The organism is Kitasatospora sp. NPDC048239, from assembly GCF_043202015.1.
In the GTDB taxonomy this organism is placed as follows: domain Bacteria; phylum Actinomycetota; class Actinomycetes; order Streptomycetales; family Streptomycetaceae; genus Kitasatospora.
Genome location: NZ_JBICZP010000003.1, coordinates 379,664 through 404,840, shown reverse-complemented (window position 1 = coordinate 404,840; position 25,177 = coordinate 379,664). Strand labels below are relative to the sequence as shown.

19 protein-coding genes and 2 pseudogenes are annotated in these 25,177 nt (G+C 73.3%); 4 read left to right on the top strand and 17 right to left on the bottom strand.

Annotated elements, in window-relative coordinates:
* Positions 1-14 precede the first annotated feature (14 nt).
* Together ACGFZP_RS09600 and pdhA are read right to left on the bottom strand one after the other, a co-directional pair.
* Positions 15-989 (bottom strand): alpha-ketoacid dehydrogenase subunit beta, encoded by a 975-nt coding sequence (locus ACGFZP_RS09600; RefSeq protein ID WP_392930364.1) that lies wholly within the window; start codon positions 987-989, stop codon positions 15-17.
* A complete protein-coding gene (gene pdhA, locus ACGFZP_RS09595; protein WP_392930363.1) occupies positions 989-2,143 on the bottom strand; it encodes a pyruvate dehydrogenase (acetyl-transferring) E1 component subunit alpha in 1,155 nt (384 codons plus the stop codon). The genes ACGFZP_RS09600 and pdhA overlap by 1 nt, the downstream gene beginning before the upstream one ends.
* Positions 2,144-2,520: 377 nt before the next feature.
* On the opposite strand from pdhA, the gene ACGFZP_RS09590 reads away from it, so the two are divergent.
* Positions 2,521-3,192: a response regulator gene (locus tag ACGFZP_RS09590; RefSeq protein ID WP_392930361.1), complete on the top strand. Its 672-nt coding sequence runs from the start codon at positions 2,521-2,523 to the stop codon at positions 3,190-3,192.
* Positions 3,193-3,261: 69 nt separating this feature from the next.
* The gene (locus ACGFZP_RS09585; protein ID WP_392930359.1) at positions 3,262-4,350 is read left to right on the top strand and encodes a phosphotransferase; all 1,089 of its coding nucleotides are present in this window, start codon (positions 3,262-3,264) and stop codon (positions 4,348-4,350) included.
* Positions 4,351-4,375: 25 nt separating this feature from the next.
* Here ACGFZP_RS09585 and ACGFZP_RS09580 read toward each other — a convergent pair whose 3' ends face one another.
* From ACGFZP_RS09580 to ACGFZP_RS09525, 12 genes and pseudogenes are all read right to left on the bottom strand, one after another.
* On the bottom strand, positions 4,376-6,169 hold the full coding sequence (locus ACGFZP_RS09580; protein ID WP_392930357.1) for a protein kinase: 1,794 nt from the start codon (positions 6,167-6,169) through the stop codon (positions 4,376-4,378).
* A gap of 111 nt (positions 6,170-6,280) precedes the next feature.
* Positions 6,281-7,666 (bottom strand): protein kinase, encoded by a 1,386-nt coding sequence (locus ACGFZP_RS09575; RefSeq protein WP_392930355.1) that lies wholly within the window; start codon positions 7,664-7,666, stop codon positions 6,281-6,283.
* A 239-nt stretch (positions 7,667-7,905) separates the two neighbouring features.
* Positions 7,906-8,514, bottom strand: coding sequence for a bacterial proteasome activator family protein (locus ACGFZP_RS09570; RefSeq protein WP_392930353.1), 609 nt, complete (start codon positions 8,512-8,514; stop codon positions 7,906-7,908).
* Positions 8,515-8,748: 234 nt separating this feature from the next.
* On the bottom strand, positions 8,749-9,741 hold the full coding sequence (locus ACGFZP_RS09565; protein ID WP_392930352.1) for a hypothetical protein: 993 nt from the start codon (positions 9,739-9,741) through the stop codon (positions 8,749-8,751).
* Between the two features lie 152 nt (positions 9,742-9,893).
* A complete protein-coding gene (locus ACGFZP_RS09560) occupies positions 9,894-10,871 on the bottom strand; it encodes an NAD(P)H-quinone oxidoreductase (protein ID WP_392930350.1) in 978 nt (325 codons plus the stop codon).
* A 45-nt stretch (positions 10,872-10,916) separates the two neighbouring features.
* Positions 10,917-11,480, bottom strand: coding sequence for a YbaK/EbsC family protein (locus tag ACGFZP_RS09555; RefSeq protein ID WP_392930349.1), 564 nt, complete (start codon positions 11,478-11,480; stop codon positions 10,917-10,919).
* A gap of 23 nt (positions 11,481-11,503) precedes the next feature.
* A complete protein-coding gene (locus ACGFZP_RS09550) occupies positions 11,504-12,529 on the bottom strand; it encodes a potassium channel family protein (RefSeq protein WP_392931025.1) in 1,026 nt (341 codons plus the stop codon).
* Between the two features lie 20 nt (positions 12,530-12,549).
* Complete coding sequence (locus ACGFZP_RS09545) at positions 12,550-13,758, bottom strand: molybdopterin molybdotransferase MoeA (protein WP_392930346.1); 1,209 nt, start codon at positions 13,756-13,758, stop codon at positions 12,550-12,552.
* Positions 13,755-14,040: pseudogene (locus ACGFZP_RS09540) on the bottom strand (DUF6457 domain-containing protein); the annotation flags it as partial. The pseudogene ACGFZP_RS09540 and the gene ACGFZP_RS09545, both read right to left, overlap by 4 nt.
* A 141-nt stretch (positions 14,041-14,181) precedes the next feature.
* A pseudogene (locus ACGFZP_RS09535) lies at positions 14,182-14,753 on the bottom strand (molybdenum cofactor guanylyltransferase); the annotation flags it as partial.
* 22 nt (positions 14,754-14,775) lie between these two features.
* Positions 14,776-15,771: an MBL fold metallo-hydrolase gene (locus ACGFZP_RS09530; RefSeq protein WP_392930344.1), complete on the bottom strand. Its 996-nt coding sequence runs from the start codon at positions 15,769-15,771 to the stop codon at positions 14,776-14,778.
* A 196-nt stretch (positions 15,772-15,967) separates the two neighbouring features.
* Positions 15,968-16,738 (bottom strand): polyprenol monophosphomannose synthase, encoded by a 771-nt coding sequence (locus tag ACGFZP_RS09525; protein WP_392930342.1) that lies wholly within the window; start codon positions 16,736-16,738, stop codon positions 15,968-15,970.
* 321 nt (positions 16,739-17,059) lie between these two features.
* Between ACGFZP_RS09525 and manA the strand changes: the two genes are divergently transcribed.
* Positions 17,060-18,259, top strand: a complete 1,200-nt coding sequence (gene manA / locus ACGFZP_RS09520) for a mannose-6-phosphate isomerase, class I (RefSeq protein ID WP_392930341.1) — start codon at positions 17,060-17,062, stop codon at positions 18,257-18,259.
* Positions 18,260-18,332: 73 nt separating this feature from the next.
* Here the strand turns inward: manA and ACGFZP_RS09515 are convergent, their stop codons facing one another.
* The 3 genes from ACGFZP_RS09515 to dnaB all read right to left on the bottom strand — a co-directional run bounded on the left by ACGFZP_RS09515 (position 18,333) and on the right by dnaB (position 23,342).
* Entirely contained in the window at positions 18,333-19,793 is a 1,461-nt protein-coding gene (locus ACGFZP_RS09515; RefSeq protein ID WP_392930338.1) for an acyltransferase family protein, read from the bottom strand.
* Between the two features lie 145 nt (positions 19,794-19,938).
* A complete protein-coding gene (locus ACGFZP_RS09510; protein ID WP_392930336.1) occupies positions 19,939-21,585 on the bottom strand; it encodes a hypothetical protein in 1,647 nt (548 codons plus the stop codon).
* Between the two features lie 143 nt (positions 21,586-21,728).
* Entirely contained in the window at positions 21,729-23,342 is a 1,614-nt protein-coding gene (dnaB, locus tag ACGFZP_RS09505) for a replicative DNA helicase (protein ID WP_392930334.1), read from the bottom strand.
* Between the two features lie 453 nt (positions 23,343-23,795).
* Between dnaB and ACGFZP_RS09500 the strand changes: the two genes are divergently transcribed.
* Positions 23,796-25,124, top strand: a complete 1,329-nt coding sequence (locus ACGFZP_RS09500) for an MATE family efflux transporter (RefSeq protein WP_392930332.1) — start codon at positions 23,796-23,798, stop codon at positions 25,122-25,124.
* Positions 25,125-25,177: the final 53 nt, after the last annotated feature.

The window sequence follows — 25,177 nt, the reverse complement described above, 5'->3', positions numbered from 1 at the left end:
CTTCGCTCCCCGGTTCAGAACGCGAGCGCGCGGTCGACGGCGTCGAGCACGCGGTCCAGGTCGGGCAGGAAGGCCTCCTCGACGCGGGACGGCGGGTACGGCGCGTAGTAGCCGCCGACCCGCAGGACCGGTGCCTCGAGGTGGTAGAAGCAGCGCTCGGTCAGGCGGGCGGCCAGCTCGGCGCCCATGCCCAGGAACACCGGCGCCTCGTGCACCACGATGCCGCGACCGGTCCGCTTGACCGACTCCTCCAGGGTGGTGAAGTCCACCGGGGAGAGCGAGCGCAGGTCGACGACCTCCAGGCGGCGGCCGTCCTCCTCGGCGGCCGCGGCCGCCTCCAGGCAGACCTTGACCATCGGCCCGTACGCGATGAGCGTGGCGTCGGCGCCGGGGCGCACGATCCGGGCGTCGTGCAGCCCGAGGTCCGCGGCGGCGCCGACCTCGCCCTTGTCCCAGTAGCGGCGCTTGGGCTCCAGGAAGATCACCGGGTCGTCCGACTCGATGGACTGGCGCAGCATCCAGTGCGCGTCGTGCGCGTTGGAGGGGGTGACCACCCGCAGGCCCGCGGTGTGCGCGAAGTACGCCTCGTGCGACTCGCTGTGGTGCTCGACCGCGCCGATGCCGCCGGCGTACGGGATGCGGATGGTGACCGGCATCTTGACGTGCCCGAGCGCGCGGGCGTGCATCTTGGCCAGCTGGGAGACGATCTGGTCGAAGGCCGGGTAGACGAAGCCGTCGAACTGGATCTCCACCACCGGGCGGTAGCCGCGCAGCGCCAGGCCGATCGCGGTGCCGACGATGCCGGACTCGGCGAGCGGGGTGTCGATGACCCGGCTGTCCCCGAAGTCCTTCTGCAGCCCGTCGGTGATCCGGAAGACGCCACCGAGCTTGCCGATGTCCTCGCCCATCAGGACGGTCTTCGGGTCGTTCTCCAGCGACTTGCGCAGCGCCTCGTTGAGCGCCTTGGCGATGCTGAGCTGACCGGCCATCAGAGGTTCTCCCCCGCCTCGAAGGAGGCCGCGTACTGCACGTACTCGGCCCGTTCCTCATCGACCAGCGTGTGCGGCTCCGCGTAGACGTGGTCGAAGATCAGCGTCGGCTCCGGGTCCGGCATGCTGCGCACGCCCTCGCGCACCCGCAGTCCGAGCTGCTCGCTCTCGGCGTCGATCGAGGCGAAGAACTCCTCGTCGGCCAGGCCCTCCTTGTCCAGGTAGGCCTTGAGCCGGCTGATCGGGTCCTTGGCCTTCCAGGCCTCGGTCTCCTCGGCGAGCCGGTAGCGGGTCGGGTCGTCGGAGGTGGTGTGCGCGCCCATCCGGTAGGTGAACGCCTCGATCAGCACCGGACCGTTGCCGCTGCGGGCGTGGTCGAGCGCCCAGCGGGTGACGGCCAGGCAGGCCAGCACGTCGTTGCCGTCGACCCGGACCCCGGGGAAGCCGAAGCCGGAGGCGCGGCGGTACAGCGGGATCTTGGTCTGGGTGGTGGTGGGCTCGGAGATCGCCCACTGGTTGTTCTGGCAGAAGAACACCACCGGCGAGTTGTAGACCGAGGCGAAGGTGAAGGCCTCGTTGACGTCGCCCTGGCTGGAGGCGCCGTCGCCGAAGTACGCGATCACCGCGTCGTCGGCGCCGTCCTTGGTGATGCCCATCGCGTAACCGGTGGCGTGCAGGGTCTGCGAGCCGATCACGATGGTGTAGAGGTGGAAGTTCTTCTCGTTCGGGTCCCAGCCGCCGTGGTTCACGCCGCGGAACATGCCGAGCAGGTTCAGCGGGTCGACGTCCCGGCACCACGCGACGCCGTGCTCGCGGTAGGTGGGGAAGGCGTAGTCGCCGGAGCGCATGGCCCGGCCGGAGCCGACCTGGGCGGCCTCCTGGCCGAGCAGCGAGGCCCACAGGCCCAGCTCGCCCTGGCGCTGGAGCGCGGTGGCCTCCGCGTCGAACCGGCGCACCAGCACCAGGTCGCGGTAGAGGGCGCGCAGCTCCTCCGGGGTCGTGGTGAGCGGGTAGTCCGGGTGCTCGACCCGCTCGCCCTCCGGGGTGAGCAGCTGGACGAGCTCCGGCTGGGCGTCCGTACCCGTGGCGCGGAGGGTGTCAGGGACGCCGGGGGCCGCCTTCTTGCGGGCCCTCGCCGTGCTTTTGACGGTCACGTTCACTCCTCGGTCTGTCCGGCCGCCCGGGGTCGCCGGTGACCGGTCCGGTCACCGCCTCGCGGGGCGCGCGTGGGTGTGCGCACCGGCTGTGAGGCAGGTGGTGATCCTTTTCCGACGGCGTCCCTCAGAGAACGTTACCCAGCGGCGGCTCTGGGCGCGCTGGAGCTAGGACGTCCTACTTGTTGAGCTCTGACAACTGCGGGTGTGGCACAGCTCTCAAATCGGTCGCCGTCAGGACACCAGCGCACGTTATCCGGGCAGAGCTCTCCGCGTAAGGGGGTTACCGGTACGGGTTTGCCCGCTCTGGCCGGATAACGCTGCTCCGCCGCTTCGGGCAAGAGGTCATTTGTAGGGTGATATGGGAGGCTTTGGGCGTGACTGATAAAGGACAAATCCGGGTATTCCTGCTCGACGATCACGAGGTGGTCCGAAGGGGCGTCCACGAGCTCCTCTCGGTCGAGGACGACATCGAGGTGGTCGGCGAGGCCGGCACCGTCGCCGAGGCCCTGACCAGGATCCCGGCCGTGGAACCCGACGTCGCGGTGCTCGACGTACGGCTGCCGGACGGCAACGGGGTCGAGGTCTGCCGGGAGATCCGCTCACGGCTGCCGGAGATCAAGTGCCTGATGCTGACCTCGTTCTCGGACGACGAGGCGCTGTTCGACTCGATCATGGCGGGCGCCTCCGGCTACGTGCTGAAGGCGATCCGCGGCACCGACCTGATCACCGCCGTCCGGGACGTCGCGGCCGGCAAGTCCCTGCTCGACCCGGTCGCCACCAGCCGGGTGCTGGAGCGGCTGCGCGACGGCGGGGAGAAGGAGGACGAACGGCTCTCCCAGCTCACCAGGCAGGAGCGCCGCATCCTCGATCTGATCGGCGAGGGGATGACCAATCGTCAGATCGGCAACGAGCTGCACCTGGCCGAGAAGACGGTGAAGAACTACGTCTCCAGTCTGCTCGCCAAGATGGGGATGGAGCGACGCACCCAGGCCGCCGCCTTCGTCGCCCGCCACCAGGCCGACCACCAGAGCGACCACCAGCACTGAAACAGGCCCCTCATACACAGAGTTGACCACTTGTCAAGGACCCCCGTCAGGGGGCCCTAACCTCTGGCTGTGACTTTCAGCCAGACCCTCGCCTGTCCCCCGGCCCGCCCCGACCTCTCCGCTCCCCCGATAGGGACCCTCAGCCCACCCGTCCCGCACTCCGCGCTCGCCGAGGTCCTGCGCGGCTACCGGGTCGGCCGGCTGCTCACCGCCGAACCGGTCGCCGAGGGCCTGCTGAACCGGGGCTACCGCGTCACCGCCGAGGCCGGGACGTACTTCCTGAAGTGCTACGTCGACGCCGCCACCGCCAACCGCACCTCGATCGCCGCCCACCACCGCGCGATGGCCGCCCTGCAGACCCTCGGACTGCCCGTCGCGCCCCCGCTGGCCCGTGCCGAGCGGGCCGGCACGGTCACCGCCTTCGGGGGCCGGCTGTTCGCGCTCTTCCCCTGGGTCGATGGCCGACACCGGCACGGTACCGGCCTCGCCCTGCCGCAGTGCGACGCGCTCGGCACGCTGCTCGGTCGGCTGCACGGCGCACTCGACGACGTCTGCGCCCCCCTCGTCCAGCCCGGCGGCTACGGCAGCGCGGACCCGCTGGACAGTGCCGAGCTCGCCCGGGACCTGCGCCGCCGGGCCCGGGCCCACCGCCCCTACGGAGAACTGGACACCCTGGTCGAACGGCGGCTCGCCGAGCGCCTGGAGCTGCTCGCCGAGTACGGCCACCGCCGGCCCGCCCCGCAGGCCGCCCCGCCCACCGGCTGGACCCACGGCGACTTCCACGGGCTCAACCTGCTGCACGGGGAGGGCCGGATCGCGGCCGTCCTGGACTGGGACAAGCTCGGACCCCAGCCGCGCGCCGAGGAGGCCGTCCGGGCCGCCACCCTGGTCTTCAACGACCGGGCGTCCGGAGTGCTCGACCTCGTCCGGGTCCGGCGCTACTCCCAGGCCTACCGGGCCACCGGGGCCGCCACCGCGGACCACCTGGCAGCGGCGGTGCACCGGGTCTGGTGGGAGCGGCTGAACGACTTCTGGATGCTGCAGTGGCGCTACCAGCGCGCCGACCACCGGGCCGACCCGCTCTACCCCGCCGCGGCGGGCCAGTTGGCGTGGTGGTGCCAGGAGTACGAGCAGGTCCTGGACGCCTTCGCCAACTGACCCGGACGGTCAGGGGCCCGGCCGGTCAGGGAGCCGGCGTGGTCGCTCCGCCGGTCACCGGCGGCTTCGGGGCGGTGCTCTGGTTCGGCGGCGGCTGCGACTGGGTCTGGCTCTGGGTCGGCGCCGCGGACGGCGAGGTCCCGGTCGTCGGCGTGGTCGTCGTACTCGGCGTGCTGCTCGGGCTCTGGGTGGCCGTCGGGGACGGCTTGGTGCCGGTGGCCGGCGCCGTCGGGGACTGCGTGTGCTTGCCGGAGCTCTGCGGCTGCGCCGGGGAGTTGTTGGTGTTGTCGGACGGCTGCTGGGTGCGCCGGGTGCTGTTCTGGGGGGAGGGCGCGGTCGTCGCGTTGGTCCCGGTCGACGGGGCCGTGGTGGCCTCGGGCGAGGTCGTCACCGACACCGACGGGGCGGGCGTCGGGTTGTGGGTCGTGCCGCCGCCGTTGCCGCTGAGCGCGAACGCGATGCCGACACCGGACGCGACGAGCACCGCGGCCGCACCGGCCACCCAGCCCCACGGTCCGCGCCGACGGCCGGAGCCGTTGCCGTTCCCGCCGTCGCCGCCGTCGCCGCCGTCGTCGTGGCCGCCGTTCCCGCCGCCGTACGGGCCGGACACCGCCGGGTAGGGCGCCGACGGGGTCTGCGGGCCGCCGGGCACCTGGTAGGGCAGCAGCGCCGTCGGGTCGCCGGCGGCTCCCCCGCCGAACGGCCCGGTGGCGGAGTTGTCCCCGTACTCGCCGATCAGCTGGGTGGCGCCGGTCTGGCCCTGCCCGGCGGCGGCCAGCCCGGCCGCGGCCGCACCCGCCGCCCAGGCGCCGGTCGCGCCGTGGATCTCCCGCAGTGCGTGCTGGACGTGGGCGCGGAACTCGTCCGCGTCCTGGAACCGGTCGTCCGGGTTCTTCGCGAGCGAGCGCAGCACCAGCGGGTCGAGCCCGCCCGGCACCCGGTGGTTCGCCTGCGACGGCGGCACCGGCGGGTCCTGGACGTGCTGGTAGACCACCGAGAGCGGGGTGTCGCCGGTGAACGGCGGGCGCAGCGTCAGCAGCTCGTAGAGCATGCAGCCGGCCGCGTACAGGTCGGAGCGGTGGTCGACCGGCTTGCCGAGCGCCTGCTCGGGCGAGAGGTACTGCGGGGTGCCCATCACCATGCCGGTCTGGGTCATGGTGCTGGCCGCGCCGGTCAGCGCGCGGGCGATGCCGAAGTCCATCACCTTGACCGCGCCCGCGGTCGTGATGATCACGTTGGCGGGCTTGATGTCGCGGTGCACGATGCCGTGCCGGTGGCTGTAGGCGAGCGCCTCCAGCACCCCGGCGATGATGATCAGCGCCTGGTCGACCGGCGGCGCCTCCTCGTCCACCAGCAGCTCGCGGACGGTCCGGCCCTCGACCAGCTCCATCACGATGTACGGCGTCGACTCCTCGCCGACGTGCTCCTCGCCGGTGTCGTACACCGCGACGATCGAGTGGTGGTTGAGCGCCGCGACTGCGTGTGCCTCGCGGGTGAACCGCAGCCGGGCGATGTCGTCCTGGGCGAGCTCGGGGCGGAGCAGCTTGACCGCGACGGTCCGGCCGAGCCGGACGTCCTGGGCGGCGAACACCTCGGCCATCCCGCCGCGGCCGAGGCGGTGGGTCAGCCGGTAGCGGCCGTCACCGACGGTGCCGAGCGGGGCGGCCGTGCCGCGGCCGGGCGTCTGCGGGCCGCTGCCGACCGGCGGGAGCGCGGTGGTCGGGGCGCTGTCGCTGCCGGGTGCGGGCGCCTTCGGCGGTCCGCCGGCCGAACCGGCCCGGTGGGCGCCCTCGTCGTCCGGCTGCTGCGTCTGTGCCATCGCTCCTCGCCCCGGGCCTTCGCTCGGATCGCGGTGCCCTGTCGCTTCGTGTCCCCGAACGCTACCGCCTCCGGCCGATCGGCGTAGCCCACCCGATCCGGGCGGAAACCGTCAGAGCAGGCCATTCCGGTCGGTGAAGCCGTCCAGGTGGAGGACGGTGGCCGACTGCCCGGTGTACCGCGAGGTGCTCTTGCCCGAGCTGTCGTTCTGCGCCTTGGTCACCACGATGGCGATGATGATGATGGCGAGCACGATCACGCCGACGATGATGCCGACGATCACGAGCGCGGTGGAGCAGCCGTTGCTGTTGCTCGCCGGGGCGGGCTGGAACGGCGGCGCCGGCATCGGCATAGGCATCGGCGGCGGGGTGTGCGCCTGCGGTGCGAAGGGCGCCGGGGTCTGGAAGGCCGGCGGGGGCGTCTGGTACTGCTGCGGGAACGGCTGCGGCGTCTGCGGGTGCTGCGGCGGCGGGGTCTGGAAGGCCGGCGGCGGGGTCTGGTACTGCTGCTGGAAGGGCTGCGGCGTCTGCGGGGCCTGCTGCGGGGCCGCGTGGGCCGAGCGCGGACCGTCGGTGATCACCAGCGGGGTGCTCGCGGCCAGCTGGTTGCCGCCGCCCCGTCCGGCGGCGATCAGCCGCTCGGCCTCGTCGCGCATCGCGGCCGCGCTCGGGAAGCGGTGCGCCGGGTCCTTGCGCAGCGCCTGGGCGACGAAGGCGTCCACCGCCGGGCTGACCGACCGGTTGAGCGTGGACGGCGCCGGCGGCTCCTCCTGGACGTGCTTGTAGGCGATCGAGAACGCCGAGTCGCCGTCGAAGACCAGCTGGCCGGTGATCATCTCGAAGAGCATCACGCCGACCGAGTAGAGGTCGGAGCGGGCGTCCACCGGCTTGCCGAGGGCCTGCTCGGGCGAGAGGTACTGCGGGGTGCCGACCACCATGCCGGTCTGGGTCATCGAGGTGACCCCGGGCTCCAGCGCGCGGGCGATGCCGAAGTCCATGACCTTGACGACGCCCTTGCGGTCGAACATGACGTTGCCGGGCTTGATGTCGCGGTGGACCAGGCCCTGGTCGTGCGAGGCCTCCAGCGCGTTGAGCACACCGACGGTGACCCGCAGCGCCTCCTCGGCGGGCATCGCGCCGTACTGGGCGACCGCCTCGTTGATCGCGTCGCGCAGGCCCTTGCCGTCGACCAGCTGCATCACGATGAACGGGGTGCTGGAGCCGTCGGGGGCGATGTCCTCGCCGCTGTCGTAGACGGTGACGATGTTCTGGTGCTCCAGCCGGGCCACCGACTGCGCCTCGCGGCGGAAGCGCTCCTTGAAGGTGTCGTCACGGCCGAGCTCGGTGTGCATGCTCTTCAGCGCGACCTGGCGGTCCAGCACGTTGTCGTACGCGAGGTGCACGGAGGCCATGCCGCCCTCACCCAGCAGCCGCTGCAGCACGTACCTGCCGTTGCCCAGGGAGTAGCCCTCGACCGCCGCGTTGCCGTGCTCGCTCATGGTCCTCTGCTCCCCCTCGGTGCGGCGGTGCCGCCGCGCCCGTGACGTTCGGTCTCGTCCGTGCGTTGGTCGGGCCCGGCCCCCTGGGCCTGCCCGACCCCTGTCGCAGCCTCACCCGGCCGACGACAGGGGTCAGGGTATCGGCTCGCGGCGACAGTGATCGGCCCAGGGCCGACACTGTGTCCAGGCCGCGACCGTACCCGTACGTAGGCTCCCCCGGCAGCCCGGGACGGGCCCCTCTACAGGTACGGGCCGGAGCGGATGCCGCGGCCCTCCCCGGGCTCGTCGCCCTCCAGGTCACCGCCGTGCAGACCGGGCGGCAGGGCCCGGCGCATCTGCTCCAGCTGCGCCCGCGCCGCCATCTGCTGGGCGAACAGCGCGGTCTGGATGCCGTGGAACAGCCCCTCCAGCCAGCCCACCAGCTGCGCCTGCGCGATCCGCAGCTCGGCCTCGGTCGGGATGGTGTCCTCGGTGAACGGGAGCGACAACCGCTCCAGCTCGGCGACCAGTTCGGGGGCCAGCCCGAGCTCCAGCTCCTTGATGGAGCTGGCGTGGATGTCCTTCAGCCGGACGCGGCTGGCCTCGTCGAGGGGAGCCGCCCGGACCTCCTCCAGCAGCTGCTTGATCATGCTGCCGATCCGCATGACCTTGGCGGGCTGCTCCACCATCTCGGTCACCGGGAGCTCACGCGGCATGTCACCGTCGTCGCTCCCCGCCGAGCCGGCGAAGCCCGGGCCCACGGGCATCCCGTCCGGTCCGACGATCAGCACCTTCTGGCCGTCCTGCGACTGCCCGCCGGAGGCCTGGTACAACTCCTGCGGCGAGCGCTCGTTCATCGGATTCGTCATGAACAACATTCTCTCTCACTGGGGTTGGTCGGGTGGAAGCCCCCGACCACGCCGCCACCGCCGGAACCGACGCTACGCCTGTGCGCGGCGGCCCGGCATCCGTACGCGTACTCAGTTCGCGCGGGGCCTTCACAGAAGCCGCCCGGTACCCGACCGCCCGGTACACGGCACCCGGCATACGGCGACCGGCACCAGGCCCCGGCGCCCACCGGCTCAGCCCCCGCGCCGACCGGCTCAGCCCCGGCGCAGCCGCAGGCCGATGAGGCCCAGTCCGCAGCCGATCAGGCCGAGGCCCGCACCCAGCGGGAACTGGAGCGTGGAGGCGTCGCTCCAGCGGGCGGGCACGGCGACCTGGCCGGCCACCAGGCCGCGGCCGGCGACGGTGGCGGTCTCGGCGGCCGTCCCGGGCGCGGCGGCCACGCTCTCCTCACCGGCCGCCCACGCCCCCGCCCCCGCCCCCGTCGTCGCGCCGGCCGCGCCGGGGTCCGCGTCGGAGGCCGGCGGGTCGGTCTCGGGCGCACCGGCCACGGTCTCGGCGGACCGGTCCGGGGCGGCCGCGGTCCGCTCGGGCGCCGAGGCCGGGCGGTGCCGGGGGCCGGCCGGCCCGCGGTCGGCCCAGAGGCCGCCGGACTGGGCGGGCCGGGCCGGACCGGGCCGCGGCCGGACGCTCTGGTGCTGCGGCGGCGCGGCGGCCGGCGCCTGGTCCGCGGCCGGGTCCGCGGCGGGCTCCGCCGACGGCGCGGCGGGCAGGGCGGCAGCCGGCCCCGCCGAGGGCGGCGGTGCCGAGGAGGGCTCGACCACCGGCTCGGCGGAGCGGGCGGCCGAGGGCGCGGCAGGGGCGGCGGGAAGGGTAGGGGCGGACGGCGCGGAGGACGCGCCGGACGGCCCGGCGGTCGGCCCGCGGGTGGGCACCGCCGAGGGGTCCGCCGAGGGAGAGCCGGTCCGGTGCGGCCAGTCCCCGGGCCGCTCGGCGGGCACCGCCACGGAGGTCTCCTCCGACCCGGCGGCCGGATCCGCGGCGGCGAGGGTGGCGGATCCGAGCGGGACGGCCAGGCCCAGCACCGCCACCGCGAGCAGCCGCTGCCAGCGGCGCCCACCGGAGGGGGCGCCGCTGCGGCAGCGGCAGGCATCGGCACAGCCGACGGACCTGGCGGAGCGGCCGCGGGTACGGCCGTGGGAGAGCGCGGCGGGCAGCGGCCCGAGGAACGCGAACGAAGGTGCGGCCACGGTCGGAGGTCCTTCCGACGGCCGACCGCGCACGGGCGGGGTCGGCGGCGGGACAGCTCCGGACCAGCCTCACACAATCCGACAATTCAGGCATTCCGAACGACTGTGCACCAACCGCCCCGCCGCCGCTTCCACTGCCGGGCCCCAGGGCCTCAGGCCCTGAGGACCACCTTGCCGACCTGCTCGCCCTGCTCCAGCACCCGGTGCCCGGCGGCGGCCTCGGCCAGCGGCAGCACCCGGTCGATCACCGGCTTCACCACCCCGGACTCGATCAGCGGCCACACGTGCTCGCGCACCGCGGCCACGATCGCGGCCTTCTCGGCCAGCGGCCGCCCGCGCAGGTTGGTGGCGATCACCGCGCCGCGCTTGCGCAGCAGCGTGTTGAGGTTGAGCTCGCCCTGGACCCCGCCCTGCAGCCCGATGATCACCAGCCGGCCGTTCACCGCCAGCGCGTCCACGTTCCGCTGGAGGTACTTCGCGCCCATGATGTCCAGGATCACGTCCGCCCCGGCGCCGCCGGTGGCCTCCCGCAGCACCTCGACGAAGTCCTGCTCGCGGTAGTCGATCACGATGTCGGCACCCAGTTCGGTGCACCGGGCCAGCTTCTCGGCGCTGCCCGCCGTCACCGCCACCCGCGCGCCGACCGCCTTGGCCAGCTGGATCGCCATCGTCCCGATACCGCTGGCGCCGCCGTGCAGCAGCACCGTCTCGCCCGGCCGCAGGTGGGCGACCAGGAAGACGTTGGACCAGACCGTCGAGGCCACCTCCGGCAGCGCGGCGGCCTCCTCCAGGCCCAGCCCCTTCGGCACCGGCAGCAGCTGCCCGACCGGGACGGCGACCTTCTGGGCGTACCCGCCGCCGACCAGCAGCGCGCACACCTCGTCGCCCACCCCCCAGCCGGCCACGCCGGGCCCGAGGGCGGTGATCCGCCCCGAGCACTCCAGCCCGGGGTAGGGGGAGCTTCCGGCCGGCGGGCTGTAGAGGCCCTGCCGCTGCAGCAGATCGGCGCGGTTGACGGCGGTCGCCGCCACCTCGACCAGGACCTCGCCCTCGCCGGGCACCGGGTCGGGCACCTCGGCCCAGACCAGTGCCTCGGGCCCGCCGGGTTCAGGAATCGTCATCGCATGCATGCCCCGAAGCTACTGCGTACCGGCCCGGGCGCGACGGCGCCCCGCTCAGCCCGCGAGGCCCGGCAGCACCTCGGCGCCCGGGAGTTGGGCCAGCGCACGGCCCGGCAGGATCAGCTTGCCGCGCCGCCGGCCGCTGCCGATCAGCACGTACGGCGCCTCGGCCACCGCCGCGTCGATCAGCAGCGGCCAGCCGGCCGGCAGACCGATCGGGGTGATGCCGCCGTACTCCATGCCCGTCTCCGCCACCGCGGCGTCCATCGACGCGAAGGAGGCCTTGCGCGCCTCCAGGTGCTTGCGGACGGCCTTGTTGACGTCCACCCGGGTGGTGGCGAGCGCCAGGCAGGCGGCGAGCGCGGTCTCCCCGCCGCGCTTGGCGGCGACCACCACGCAGTTCGCCGAGGCCTCCAGCGGCGCGCCGTAGGTCTCGCAGAACACCGCGGTGTCGGCCTTCCCCGGATCGGTGTCCACGTACAGCACGGACTCGGCCGCCTCCCGGTCGTCCCAGTTCTTGAGGGCGTCCGCCACCGGGTCGGCGAGCAGGTCGGCGACCGCCAGGGCCGCGCTGACCGACTCGAACGTGCCGAACGGGGCGTGCGGTTGCTCAGTCATGACACGGACTGTAGCCACCCCGGTCACTTGATGACGATCACCCGGTCGGTGAGCTGCAGCACGGCCGCCTCCGGCTCGGTGTAGTTGAGCACCCGCCGGCCCCGGACCACCGCGACCACCAGGTCCGCGCAGTCCCGCGGGCTGTGCCCGGCCTCGGCCCGGGTGACCGGGCGCTCGATCACGTCCAGGCCGTTGCCGTAGGTGAGCAGGTCCTCCATCACCGCCCCCGCGTGCGGGCTGACCATCGACATGCCGAGCAGCCGGCCCGCCGAGCTGGAGCTGGTCACCACCACGTCGGCGCCGCTCTGCCGCAGCAGCGGGGCGTTCTCGTCCTCGCGGACCGCCGCGACCACGGTGGCGGCCTTGTTGAGCTGGCGCGCGGTCAGGGTGACCAGGACGGCCGTGTCGTCCCGCTCGGGCGCGACCACCACCCGCGCCGCGGCGGGCAGCCCGGCCCGGATCAGGGTGTCGGTACGGGTGGCGTCGCCGACCACGCCCACCAGACCGTGCTGGGCGGCCTGGTCGATCACCTTGCGCTGCGGGTCGACGACCACGATCTCCTCCTTGCGCACCCCCTGGCCGAGCAGCGTGTCGACGGCGCTGCGCCCCTTGGTGCCGTACCCGATCACGACGGTGTGCTCGTGCACGGTGGACCTCCAGCGGTTCAACCGCCACTGCTGGCGGGTGCGTTCGGTGAGCACTTCGAGCGTGGTGCCGACCAGGATGATCAGGAAGAGCACCCGCAGCGGGGTGATCACGAAGATGTTGGTGAGCCGGGCGCCGGCACTGAACGGGGTGATGTCCCCGTACCCCGTGGTGGAGAGCGTCACGGTGGCGTAGTACGCCGAGTCGAGGAAGCTCAGCCCGCCGCCGGCGTTGTCGTTGTACCCGTCGCGGTCCAGCCAGACGATCAGGGTGGTGGCGACCAGCACGGCGAGGGCCAGCAGCAGCCGCGAGCCGACCTGGTGCACCGCGGGGCCGCTGCGACGGGCCGGCAGCACGATGCCGGCGTCCGCCCACGGCTCGGTGCCGGGGACGAGCGGGCCCAGCCTGGACTGCCGTTTAGCCTTCACGGGACCTCCAGGAGCTCGACGGCGGTGCCGGCCGCGGCGCCGCCGGGCGGGACGACGGCGAGGGCCTCCGCGCGGGCCAGCCCGCGCAGCATCGCGGGGCCGTCGAAGGCGAGCGGGACGACGCCGCGCTCGGTCCGGCGCACCGGCAGCAGCCGGGTGTCCGCGGGGTGGCCGGGCAGGTCGACGGCGGTGGGTGCGACGGCGGGCTCGACGACCGCCCGGCCGCTGCGGGCGTGCAGCAGCGGCAGGGCGAGGGTCACGGTGCCGGCCACCGCCGCCAGCGGATTGCCCGGCAGGCCCACCAGGTGGCGGCCGCCGGGGAGTTCGGCGAGCAGCATCGGGTGGCCGGGGCGGACGGCCACGCCGTCCACCAGCAACCGGGCGTCGGCCGCGGCGAGGGCCTGGTGCAGGAAGTCGACCGGGCCGGCCGCGGTCCCGCCGGTGGTGATCACCACGTCGGCGGTGGAGTGCCGGATGGCATCCCGCAGCAGCCCGAAGTCGTCCCGGACGGCCCGCCGTTCGCCGACCTCGGCGCCGGCCGCACGCAGCCAGGGCGGCAGCAGCGGGCCCAGCGCATCCCGGACCAGACCGGGCGCGGGCAGCCCGGAGTCGAGCAACTCATCGCCGAGGACGAGCAGTTCGACCACCGGGCGGCGGCGGACGGCCAGCCGGTCGTGGCCGCAGGCGGCGGCCAGCCCGAGCACCGCCGGGCCGACCGGGGTGCCGGTGGCCAGCAGCGCCTCGCCCCGGCGGCACTCCTGGCCGCGCGGACGGACGTCCTGGCCGGTGGTCAGCGGCTCGGGGCCGCGGTCGTACAGCAGCGGCCCGAGCTGCTCGCCGTGCTCGCGGCGCAGGACCGCGGTGGCGCCGGGCGGCAGCTGGGCGCCGGTGGCGATCTCGACGGCCGCGCCGTCGGCCAGCGGCGCCGCGGCCTCCTGCCCGGCCAGCAGCCGGCCGCAGACCCGCCAGGGCCCGGGGCCGGCCACCGCCCAGCCGTCCATCGCGGAGGTGTCGAAGGCGGGCAGGTCGGTGAGCGCGGTGAGCGGCTCGGCGAGGGTGGCGCCGAGCGCCTCGGCGAGCGGGACGGTACGCGGCGGCAGCGGGCGCAGCCCGGCCCGGCGGGCACTCTCGCGGGCCCGGCGCCAGCTCAGCGCGGCCGGACCGGGCGGCCGAAGGCGCACGGCGGTCTCCTCGACGGTGCTCACGGCCGGTCCGGTCCGGCCGCGTCCGCCGTCCAGCGCGAGGCCAGCGCGATGGTGCGCCGGGACGCCTCGGCGACGGCCTCCGGCCCGCCGCCGCGCTGGGCGGCCGCGTACCCGATCAGGAAGGCGGTCAGCGGTGCGGCGGGCCGGGCCACCCCGTGCGCGACCACCCGGGCGAGGTCGAGCAATCCGGGGACGTCGACATCCAGGTCGATGCCCAGTTCGGTCCGGACCTCGGCGATCCACTCATCCAGCGTGCGCTCCATGGCCCCCATGCTGCCTGATCGGCGGTGACCCCGAGGTTTTTGCCCGGTGAGCGGCGCGCGTCGTTTCGCTCACGGCGGGGTGCGGGGCGGCGTGAGCAGCCCTCGGGCGGGCGCTGGTCCGGGGGCCCACCGCAGGGCCGGGCCCTACCCGCCGGCCTCGGCGCGCTCGCGGGCCTGGGCCAGCTCCTCCCAGGTGTCGCAGTCGTAGGCGACGGCGTCGGTGTCCGCCAGCCGCAGGGTGCGCAGGGCCCCGGTGAGCCGGCGCAGCGGGAGGCCGGCCGGGTCGCCGACGGCGGCCAGGGCGGTGCGCAGGGCGGCGGTGCGGTAGGCGGCGGCGAGCGGCTGGTCCCGTCCGGCGGCGTCGACCAGCAGGGCGGCCTCGGCGGCCTGGCCCTCCTCGGCGAGCGCGGCGACCAGTCGGCGGACGGTCCGCTCGTCCAGGAAGGGCAGGTCGGCGGCGAGCAGCAGCACCACGTCCGCGGTGACGTGCGCCAGGCCGGCCGCGACGGCGGCGACCGGGCCGCCGCCGGGCGGCCGCTCCCTGGTCCACCGCACACCGGTGCGGGCGGTGGGCCGGGCCGGGCCTACCACCACGGTGGTCCGGGCGCCGGCGCAGGCGGCGAGCACCCGGTCGAGCAGGGTGGACTCGCCCACGGTCAGGCCCGGCTTGTCCGCTCCGCCGAGCCGCCGGGCGGCGCCGCCGGCCGGAACGATCGCGTCATACGGCGTCATGCCGCCAGTATCCGCCCGCCGCTCACTCCTGCGGCCCGGCCTGGTCCTTCTCCTCGGCGCCCTCGGCGCCCTCGTCCGACTCACCGTCGGCGTCCGCGTCGGCGGCCCCGGCGGCGCCCTCCTCCCGGGGCGCGGTGTTGGCGGCGGCCCCGAGGTCCAGGACGGCCGGCAGGGTCAGCTCCCCGTACCGCTCGTTCACCGCGGTGATCAGCGCCTCCGGGTCGTGCGGGTGCTCGGCCAGCAGGCGGTCGAAGTCCTGCAGGTACTCGCCGGTGAAGGCGAGCACCCGGGCCGCCTCGTCGCCCTGGTCCGGCGCCCGGTGGCCGGCGATCACCCGCTCCGCACCCAGCTCGGCGATCCGGCCGAGGTTGTGGATCCACTCGGTGCGCTGCTCCGGGGTGGTGTCGGCGGTCCACACATGGGTGCCGTTGTAGACGAAGTCCCCCGCGACGACGGTGCGGATGCTGGGCACGTGCACCACCGTGGAGCCGCCGCAGTCGGCCTGGCCGAGCAGCAGCACCGGGATCAGCTGGCGGTCGACCATCAGCGGCTGGGGCAGCAGCGGGGCGGGCACCAGCGGGTGGTCGGGGATGTCGTCCCCGTACACCGGCTTCCACTGGGCGACCTTGGCGGCGGCGGTGCGCAGGATGCCGTCCACCACCGGCGGGGCGGCCAGCAGCTGCGCCTCGGGGAAGAGCCGCAGCACCTCCTCGGCGCCGAAGTAGTGGTCGGGGTGCTGGTGGGTGATCACGATGGCCAGCAGCCGCCGGCCCTTGCCGGCCACCCACTCGGCGAGCTCGCGGCCCGCGCTGCGGGTGAGCTGGGCGTCGACCAGGATCGCCGTGTGCTCGCCGAGGATCAGCGTGGAGGTCGCGAAGAAGGCCGACTCGGGGCCGGTGAAGACGGCGGTCTCCAGCGGTCTGGCGGGCGCGGCCTCGGCGGTCCGCCCGGTCCGCGAGCCGTCCACGGCGTCCATGCCCTCCGCGCCGGCGTTCTCCTCGGGCGGGGACGACGTCACTGGGTGCTCCCTCTGGTCGGCGGTCGGACTTCCTGCGCCCTACAGCATGGGAGCACGGGCCGCCGAATGCGCGGAAGGCGCGCCCGGCGGGGCACGCCTTCCGGATCGGTGCCGGCCGGGCGCCGGGACGCGAAAAGCGCTCGGCCCGTCTGTCCGCGGACAGACGGGCCGAGCGCTCGAATCCGTGCGCGGAGCCTCAGCTCTTCCTGCCCCGGCGACCGGTCAGTCGCGCGAACCGGTCGGCGACACCCCAGGAGGTGACCCGCCAGAGCGCCTCGACCACGATGCTCCGGCTCATCTTGGACGCACCGAGCTCGCGCTCCACGAAGGTGATCGGCACCTCGGCGACCTTGAAGCCGGCCTTCACCGTGCGCCAGGCCAGGTCGACCTGGAAGCAGTAGCCCGCCGAGGCGACCTCGTCCATGCCGAGACCGAGCAGCGTCTCCTTGCGGAAGGCCCGGTAGCCGCCGGTGACATCCCGGATCGGCACCCCCAGCATCAGCCGCGAGTAGGTCGAACCGCCGCGCGAGAGCAGCAGACGGGACTTCGGCCAGTTCACCACCCGGCCGCCCGGCACCCAGCGCGAGCCCAGCACCAGGTCGGCGCCGCGCAGCGCGCCCAGCAGCCGGTCCAGCTCCTCCGGCTGGTGCGAGCCGTCGGCGTCCATCTCCACCAGGACGTCGTAGCCGGCGTCGATGCCCCAGCGGAAGCCCGCGAGGTAGGCGGCGCCCAGCCCCTCCTTGCCCTTGCGGTGCATCACGTGCACGCTCGGGTCCTCGGCGGCCAGCTTGTCGGCGAGTTCGCCGGTTCCGTCCGGGCTGTTGTCATCGGCGACCAGGACATGTGCCTCTGGTACCGAGGCACGAACCCGGCCGACGATCCGCTCGACGTTCTCCGCTTCGTTGAACGTCGGGATGATCACCAGCACCCTGCCGAGATCAGCAAAACTCTGCTGGTTCACGGTCACGTACAAACCTCTCGGCCGGCGGCGGGAAGTGCCAGTCACCGTTGCCCGCACTCTGAAACGCAGCTCTACCCGGCATCCCGCCGCGGTGGAAACCACATGGAAACTACAGCGTGCTGGCATCCTACTACCGCGCCCCGGCAGCTCCGATACGGCCGAGGCACTACCCGGCACCGCCCACCGTTTCCCCGGCGGTGGCGCCGGTCGGCTAGGGTCGATCACCAGCCTTTGCCAGGACGGCACCACCCGCACCACCGGGCCGCCTCTCGGCGATCCGGCACACCCGCCACCGCGGCAAAGGAAAAAAGGAGCAGGACCGCGCGCATGGACAGGCTTGTCAACACTGTCCGCCCGTACGCCTGGGGGTCCGTCACCGCGATCCCCTCGTTGCTCGGGCAGGAACCCACCGGCGAACCACAGGCCGAACTGTGGATGGGCGCACACCCCGGCGCCCCCTCCCGTGCCGACCGGGACGGCGGGCCGCACCGGCTCGACGACCTCATCGCAGCCGACCCCGAGGGCGAGCTGGGCGCCGCCACCGTGGCCCGGTTCGGCCCCACCCTCCCCTTCCTCTTCAAGATCCTGGCCGCCGGCATCCCGCTGTCCATCCAGGCCCACCCCACCCTCGACCAGGCCAGGGCCGGGCACGCCGCGGAGGACGCCCTCGGCATCCCGTCGGACGCCCCGAACCGCAACTACCGGGACGCCAACCACAAGCCCGAACTCATCTGCGCCCTCGACGACTTCGACGGCCTCTGCGGCTTCCGCCGGCCCGCCGAGGCGGCCGCGCTGATGGCCGCGCTGAAGGTGCCCGCGCTCGACCCGCTGATCGCCCTGCTCCAGGACGAGGACGAGTCCCGCGCGCTCAGCCGCACCCTCGCCGCCATCCTCACGATGGCCGATCCGGCCGCCGCCGAGGCCGTCCGGGACACCGCCGAGGCCGTGGACAAGGCCGCCGCCGGCGACCCCGACGGCCCGTACGCGCCGTACACCCGGATCACCCGGGAGTTCTCCGGCGACCGCGGTCTGCTGGCCGGCCTGCTGCTCAACCACATCCGGCTGCGCGCCGGGGAGGCCCTCTACCTCGGTGCCGGCGTCCCGCACGCCTATCTGCAGGGCATCTGCGTCGAGCTGATGGCCAACTCGGACAACGTGCTGCGGGCCGGGCTCACCCCCAAGCACATCGACGTGCCCGAGCTCATGAAGGTGGTCGGCTTCACCGCCGGCGCCCCGGCGGTGCTGCGGCCCGTGCCCGTCCCCGGGACCCCGGGCGAGGGGCTCTACCCCGTCCCGATCGACGAGTTCCGGCTCTCCCGCTTCGACCTGGACGAGCAGCCCCGCACGGTCGACGGCCGCACCCCGCAGATCCTGCTCTGCACCGCCGGCACCGCCCGGCTGACCGCGGCCGACGGCACCGCCCTGGACCTCGCCCCCGGCCAGTCCGCCTTCCTGCCCGCGACCGGCACCGAAACCGGCCTCAGCGGCGCCGGCGCGACCGTCTTCCGCGCCACCGTCACCCTCTGACGGAGCGCCCCGGACACCCGAAGGGCCCGCATCCCCCCGGGGATGCGGGCCCTTCGTCACGTCCTCGGCGGGATCAGCCCGCCGTGGGTCCACCGGATCCGCCGGACCCGGCAGCCCCGGCGCCGACCTCGACCGGCACCCGGGCCGGCTCCGCCTGGACCGGTACGGCCGCCGCAGTGGCACCGCCCCCGGGCGCCGTCAGCGCCTCGGCGGGGAAGCGCCGCTCGACCGCCTTCAGCAGCTTCCGCCCGACCTTCTGCATCGGCAGCTCCACCAGGCGGTACATCAGGTAGGCCGCCAGCAGGGACACCGTGAGGAACTCGGCCACCCAGAGCACCTTCTCGCCGGTGGCGGTCGGCCGCTGCTCGTGCCCCAGCAGCGGGGCGATGGTGTGCAGCAGCGGCACGTGCAGCAGGTACAGCGAGAAGCTCACCGCGCCGAGCCAGGTCAGCACCTTCGGGAACCGCCGCTTGCGCAGCGCCATCGCCCCGAGGAAGGTCGCCCAGGCGCCGGTGTAGGAGGTCGACCAGGAGATCCACCCGGAGTTCCAGGTGTTCAGCTCCATGCCGTTGCGGTTGTACATCCAGCCGATCGCCACCCCGGCGACCACCACGAAGGCGCAGCACAGCACCGCGTGGATGCGCTCGATCTGACCGTGCTCGGCCCGGTAGAGCACCGTCCCGGCGAACATCGTGGCGAAGATCAGCAGGGTCTCGAAGACGGGGGCCCGGCTGTTGTTGAGCAGCAGCACCAGGGCGAGGCCGGCCACCAGCACCGCACCGGTGCGGGTCAGCACCGGGTTGCCGCTGAGCATGCACGCGAAGCCCATCAGCACGATCAGGGCCGCCGCCAGCACGAGGTTGCGGGTCGAGCCCAGGTCGTGGCTGATCGTGGCGGTCGCCATCGAGCCGCCGAACACCAGCGCCACCGCGGCGAACCCGACGGCGAAGGCGCTGCTGCGCTTGTGCCAGCCGAGCGCGAACAGACCGCTGACCAGGAAGTAGAAGGCCATCTCGTAGGTGAGGGTCCAGGTCACGCCCATGCCGTTGATCACGCCGAGCATGTCCTGGAGCATCGTCGCGTTGGCGACCAGCGAGATGAGGTTGTGGCCGGTGCGGAAGAGCGCCACCGATCCGTCGCCCTCGGGCAGCATCAGGATCGAGACCACGAAGGCGCCGATCAGCGCCGGGTAGATGCGGAACAGCCGCCCGACCCAGAACGCCCGCACATCACCCCGGCGTTCCAGCGAGGCGGGGATGATGTAGCCGCTGACCAGGAAGAACAGCATCACGCCGTACACGCCCAGGTCGAAGTGCCACCAGATCATCCCGCCGAACGGGAGCAGCTCCAGGATCCCGAAGTGGTGCAGCGCCACCACCAGGGCGGCCAACCCGCGCAGCGCGTCGAGCCAACCGAGCCGGGATCCGGCCTTTCCGGCCGCCGCCGCAGCACGCGTGTTCCCCCCGGCTCTACCGGGAAGCCGCAGTCGTATTGTTCTCACGGCAGGGACAGTAACCCATTCGCCGTAGCCCATCGTTTCCGGAGTACCCCGGCCCCGCCTGGGCCCTGGGCCGTCTGGAGCGCCCCCGAGGACGGCGGGGAGCGCCCCGGGGGGCAGCCTGCGGACGGCTGCCCCCCGGGGTGGTGATCAGCGGTCGCCGATCAGTCGTTCGGGTCGATCAGTTGTTCTGGTAGAAGCCGAACATGTCGACGAGCAGGTCGATGTCGCCGTCGCTGGCGTTCCAGAAGTCGACGATGCCGTTGACCCCGGGGTTCGCCTGGACGAGGTTCGGCACGGTGTCACCGGCCTGCCAGTTCAGCGAGGAGGTCGGCGGCTTGGTCGGCCGGACGTCCGTCCCGCTGTTGTACTGCGTCATCGAGTTCGGGTCCGGGGCGACGGTCAGGTGGCCCGAGTCCTGGGTGTTGGTCACGGTGGCGTTGAGCACGAAGCCGGTGAACTGCGGCTCGTCGACCGACAGCGGCATGTAGACGTAGTTGCGGCGGTCCAGCGGTCCGCCGATGTCCTCGACACGACGGGTGTCCAGCAGACGCAGCGGGGTCACCGGCAGGAAGGCGCTCTTGCTGTTGTCGCTGTAGTAGCCGACCACGTCCACGATCACGTCGGTCGGGGCCCAGGCACCGTTGCGGATCTGGATCCGCCCGTCGGCGCCGACCGGAACGATCACCGAGTTGGCGACGGTCTGGCCGGTCCGGAAGTTCACGTTGGAGGCGGTGGGCGCAGGTTGGCTACCCGGGAAGACCGTCAGGTGGCCGGTCTCCTGCGGGTTGGTCACCGTGACGTTGAGCGCGACCGCCTTGGCACCCGACGGGACACCCGCGGTGCCCCAGACCTGGGTCGAGATCGTCGAGACCGCGTTGACCTTGCCCTGCGCGGTGCCCGTGCCGTCGCGGGTGTCGACCAGGCGGGTCGGGCCGACGGCGGTGTAGCCCGCGGCCGCGGTGTGGGTGAAGTAGCCGGCGACGTCGGCCAGCAGGTCCACCGGGGCCCAGCCGCCGTTGTACAGGTCGACGTAGCCGTTCGCACCGACCGGGACGATCACCAGGTTCGGGACGGTCTGCCCCGGGGCGAAGTTGACGTTCGAGGTCTCCGGGAGGGCGCCGCCCTCGGCGAAGGCCTTGATGTGGCCGGGGGTGGTGGTGTTGGTGACGGTGACGTTGAGGGCCACGGCGGTCACGCCGGCCGGGATGCCGGCGTTGCCGCCGACCTTCACCCGGGCCGAGGTGGACGGCTGCACCTTGGCCGCGGGGGCGCCGGTGCCGTCACGGGTGTCGAGCAGGCGGGTCGGGCCGTACGGGGTGTACGCCGAACCCGGGGTCGCCATCGTGAGGGTGTTGGTCGCGAAGTAGCCGCTGCCGTCGGAGGCGGTCACCGAGATGGTGTACGAGCCGAGCTTCGCGTAGGTGTGCTTGCGACCGGTGTCCGTGCTCTGGCCGAACGCGTTGAAGTTGTCCGAGGTGCCGTCGCCCCAGTTCACGGTGACGGCGACCGAGACCGGGTCGCTGATGACGACCGTGGTCAGCTCGATGCCGTAGGCGCTGGTCCCGACGGCGGCGATGCCGACCGCCAGGCCAGAGTTGGCGGCCGGGGCGTCGGCGCCCTGCTGGGCGGTCTTGGCGCCCGGTGCGGCCTGGGAGTGCTGCGAGGCGCTGGCCGGGCTCTCGTACTTGGTGAACGCCGGGCTGGAGATCTTGTCCTTCGGCGCGGTCTGCACCACGTGCGCACCGGCGGTCGGCGCCGGGGCGTCGGCCGCCTGGGCCAGCGCGGGTGCGAAAACGACGCTGGCCGCCACGGCGGCAGCGGTCACAACGAGACGGTGACGGGACACCGTACCCCCCAAGTCCTATTAAGCGATCATCAAATGATGCTCACACAGAGTACACATCGCGCGGGTACGGAACAACGGAAATTCCGGCGCCCAGGGACGGCACTCCCGACCGGGGGGAATGGTCAGTCTCTCGTCATGTCGACAAAGCGGGAGTAATGGCCCTGGAATGCCACCGTGATGGTCGCGGTGGGGCCGTTTCGGTGCTTGGCGACAATCAGGTCGGCCTCGCCGGCGCGGGGGGACTCCTTCTCGTAGGCGTCCTCGCGGTGGAGCAGGATGACCATGTCGGCGTCCTGCTCGATCGAGCCGGACTCACGCAGGTCGGAGACCATCGGCCGCTTGTCGGTGCGCTGCTCGGGACCACGGTTCAGCTGGGAGAGCGCGATCACCGGGACCTCAAGCTCCTTCGCCAGCAGCTTCAGGTTTCGCGACATGTCGGAAACCTCCTGCTGACGGTTCTCGGCCCGGCGCGAACCACCGGACTGCATCAGCTGGAGGTAGTCGATAACGACCAGTTTGATGTCGTTGCGCTGCTTGAGCCGACGGCATTTGGCGCGGATCTCCATCATCGACAGGTTCGGCGAATCGTCGATGAACAGCGGCGCCTCGCTGACGTCCGGCATCCGCCGGGCCACCCTGGTCCAGTCGTCATCTGTCATGTTCCCGGAACGCATATGGTGCAGCGCCACCCGGGCCTCGGCGGAGAGCAGACGCATCGCGATTTCGTTTCGCCCCATTTCGAGCGAGAAAATCACGCTCGGGAGCTTGTTCTGAATGGAACACGCCCGCGCGAAGTCCAGCGCGAGGGTCGATTTTCCCATGGCCGGGCGGGCGGCGATGACGATCATCTGGCCGGGGTGCAGGCCGTTGGTCAGTGCGTCGAAGTCGGCGAAGCCGGTGGGCACCCCGGACATCTGGCCGTTGCGGGAGCCGATCGCCTCGATCTCGTCGAGGGCGCCCTCCATGATGTCGGAGAGCGGCGCGTAGTCCTCGTTGGTGCGCTGCTCGGTGACGGCGTAGATCTCCGCCTGCGCCGCGTTGACGATCTCGTCGACGTCGCCCTCGGCGGCGTAGCCCATGCCGGCGATCCGGGTGCCGGCCTCCACCAGCCGGCGCAGCACGGCGCGCTCGTGGACGATCTCGGCGTAGTACTCGGCGTTGGCGGCCGTCGGGACGGAGTTGACCAGGGTGTGCAGATAGCCCGGGCCGCCGACCCGGACCAGCTCGCCGCGCTTGGTCAGCTCGCCGGCCACGGTGATCGGGTCGGCCGGCTCGCCCCGGGCGTACAGGTCGAGGATCGCACCGTGGATCAGCTCGTGGGCCGGGCGGTAGTAGTCGGCGGGCTTGAGCACCTCGACCACGTCGGCGATGGCGTCCTTGGAGAGCAGCATGCCGCCGAGGACGGACTGCTCGGCCGCGAGGTCCTGCGGGGGCACCCGCTCGAAGCCCTCCAGGCCCTCGGAGCGCTCGCCGTCGCCCTGGCGCTGCTTGCCGCCGTCGCGCTGGAAGCCGCCGCCGGAGCCCTTGCCGCCCTTCTGGAAGCCGCCGCCCTTCTGGAAGCCCTCGCCCTGCCCGCCGCCCTGGCCGCCACTGCGCGACCGGGAGACCGGGAGCCGGTCGCCGGGCCCCTCCGGGAAGGGCCCGTCGGCGTATCCGGCCGGGAAGGGGTCGTCAGCGGTCTGCCAGTCCTCCTCCGGCGGCGGGGCGTCGTGGTCGTCGTACTGGGGGCCGGTCACGCGTGTTCCCCGATCAGCGAGTGGTGCGAGTTGGAGCGGGCCTTGCCGGTGGCTGGTGAAGCGGAGCTGCGCTCCTCTTTGTACGCCACCGCACCGACAAATCGGACGCCGAGGCGGGTGGGAGTGTCGGACGGACGGCCCACGCTAAGGCGCCGGACGCCCTTCAGCCAAGGTGGTTATCCACAGGGGGTGTGGACGATGGGTCCCGTGCTGTGGAGAAGTACCGCAAACCTGTGGACGCCCCTGTGGAAAGCCCTGTGGATAACCAGACCATCGATCCACCGTCAACCCGCTGACCTGGGAATCCCTCTTCCCGGGGCTGTGCATGAGAAATTCTTCACACACAGGCGAGTGGCCCGGCCCACACACCCGCTCGGCGTAGTCGCTCACAATTGCGAGTAATGATCCCAAGGGGCTGGCACCTCTTACCTGTGGATGAGTAGCCTGGAGCCCATGACCCTGCCCTCCACCGATCGCCGCCGGCACGACCGGGAGATCCTCTCCCTGGCGGTCCCGGCCTTCGGCGCCCTGGTCGCCGAGCCGCTCTTCCTGATGGCCGACTCGGCGATCGTCGGCCATCTCGGCACCTCCCAACTGGCCGGGGTCGGCGTCGCCTCCGCCGCCCTCACCACCGCCACCGGGGTGTTCGTCTTCCTCGCCTACGCCACCACGGCCGCGGTGGCCCGCCGGATCGGCGCAGGCGACCGCCGGGCCGCCATCCAGCAGGGCATCGACGGCATCTGGCTGGCGCTGGCGCTGGCCCTCGGCGTGGTCGCCCTGACCCTGCTGCTGGCCCCCTGGATGGCCGAGGTGCTGGGCGCCTCGGACACCGCCGCCCCGTACGCCGTGACCTATCTGCGGATCAGCGCGCTCGGCATCCCGGCGATGCTGATGGTGATGGCCGCCACCGGCGTCCTGCGCGGACTCCAGGACACCCGCACCCCCCTGCTGGTGGCCATCGCGGGGTTCGCCGCCAACCTCGCGCTGAACGCCGGCCTGGTGTACGGCGCCGGGCTCGGCGTGGCCGGCTCCGCCTGGGGCACCGTGCTGGCACAGACCGGGATGGCCGCCGCCTACCTCTTCGTGGTGGTCCGCGGCGCCCGCCGGGAGCGGGCCTCGCTCCGGCCCGACCCGGCCGGCATCCGGGCCTGCGCCAGGGCGGGCGGGCCGCTGATGGTCCGCACCCTGAGCCTGCGGGCCATCCTGATGATCGCCACCGCGGTCGCCGCCGGGCTCGGCGACAAGGAGATAGCGGCCCACCAGATCGCCATGACGCTGTTCCTCTTCGTCGCCTTCGCCCTGGACGCCATCGCGATCGCCGGCCAGGCCATCATCGGCCGCTACCTGGGCGCCGAGGACGTACCGGGGGCCAGGGCGGCCACCCGCCGGATGGTCGAGTGGGGGATCGGCTCGGGCGTGCTGCTCGGGCTGCTGGTGGTGGTCGCCCGGCCGCTGTACGTGCCGCTGTTCACCCCCGACCCGGCGGTGCAGGCGCAGCTGGACACCGTCCTGCTGCTGCTCGCGCTCTGCCAGCCGGTCTCCGGCCTGGTGTTCGTGCTGGACGGCGTGCTGATGGGCGCCGGGGACGGCACCTTCCTGGCCTGGGCGATGGTCGCCACCCTCGCGGTCTTCGCCCCGGTGGCCCTCGCCGTGCCCGCACTCGGCGGCGGGCTGGCCGGGCTCTGGTGGGCGATGAACCTCTTCATGCTGGTGCGCGGCGGGTTCCTGTGGTGGCGTGCCCGCGGCGGCCGGTGGCTGGTGACCGGAGCCGTCCGGGCCTAGGGCCCGCCCGGAAACGACCGAGGGCCGGACTCCCCCGAAGGGGAGCCCGGCCC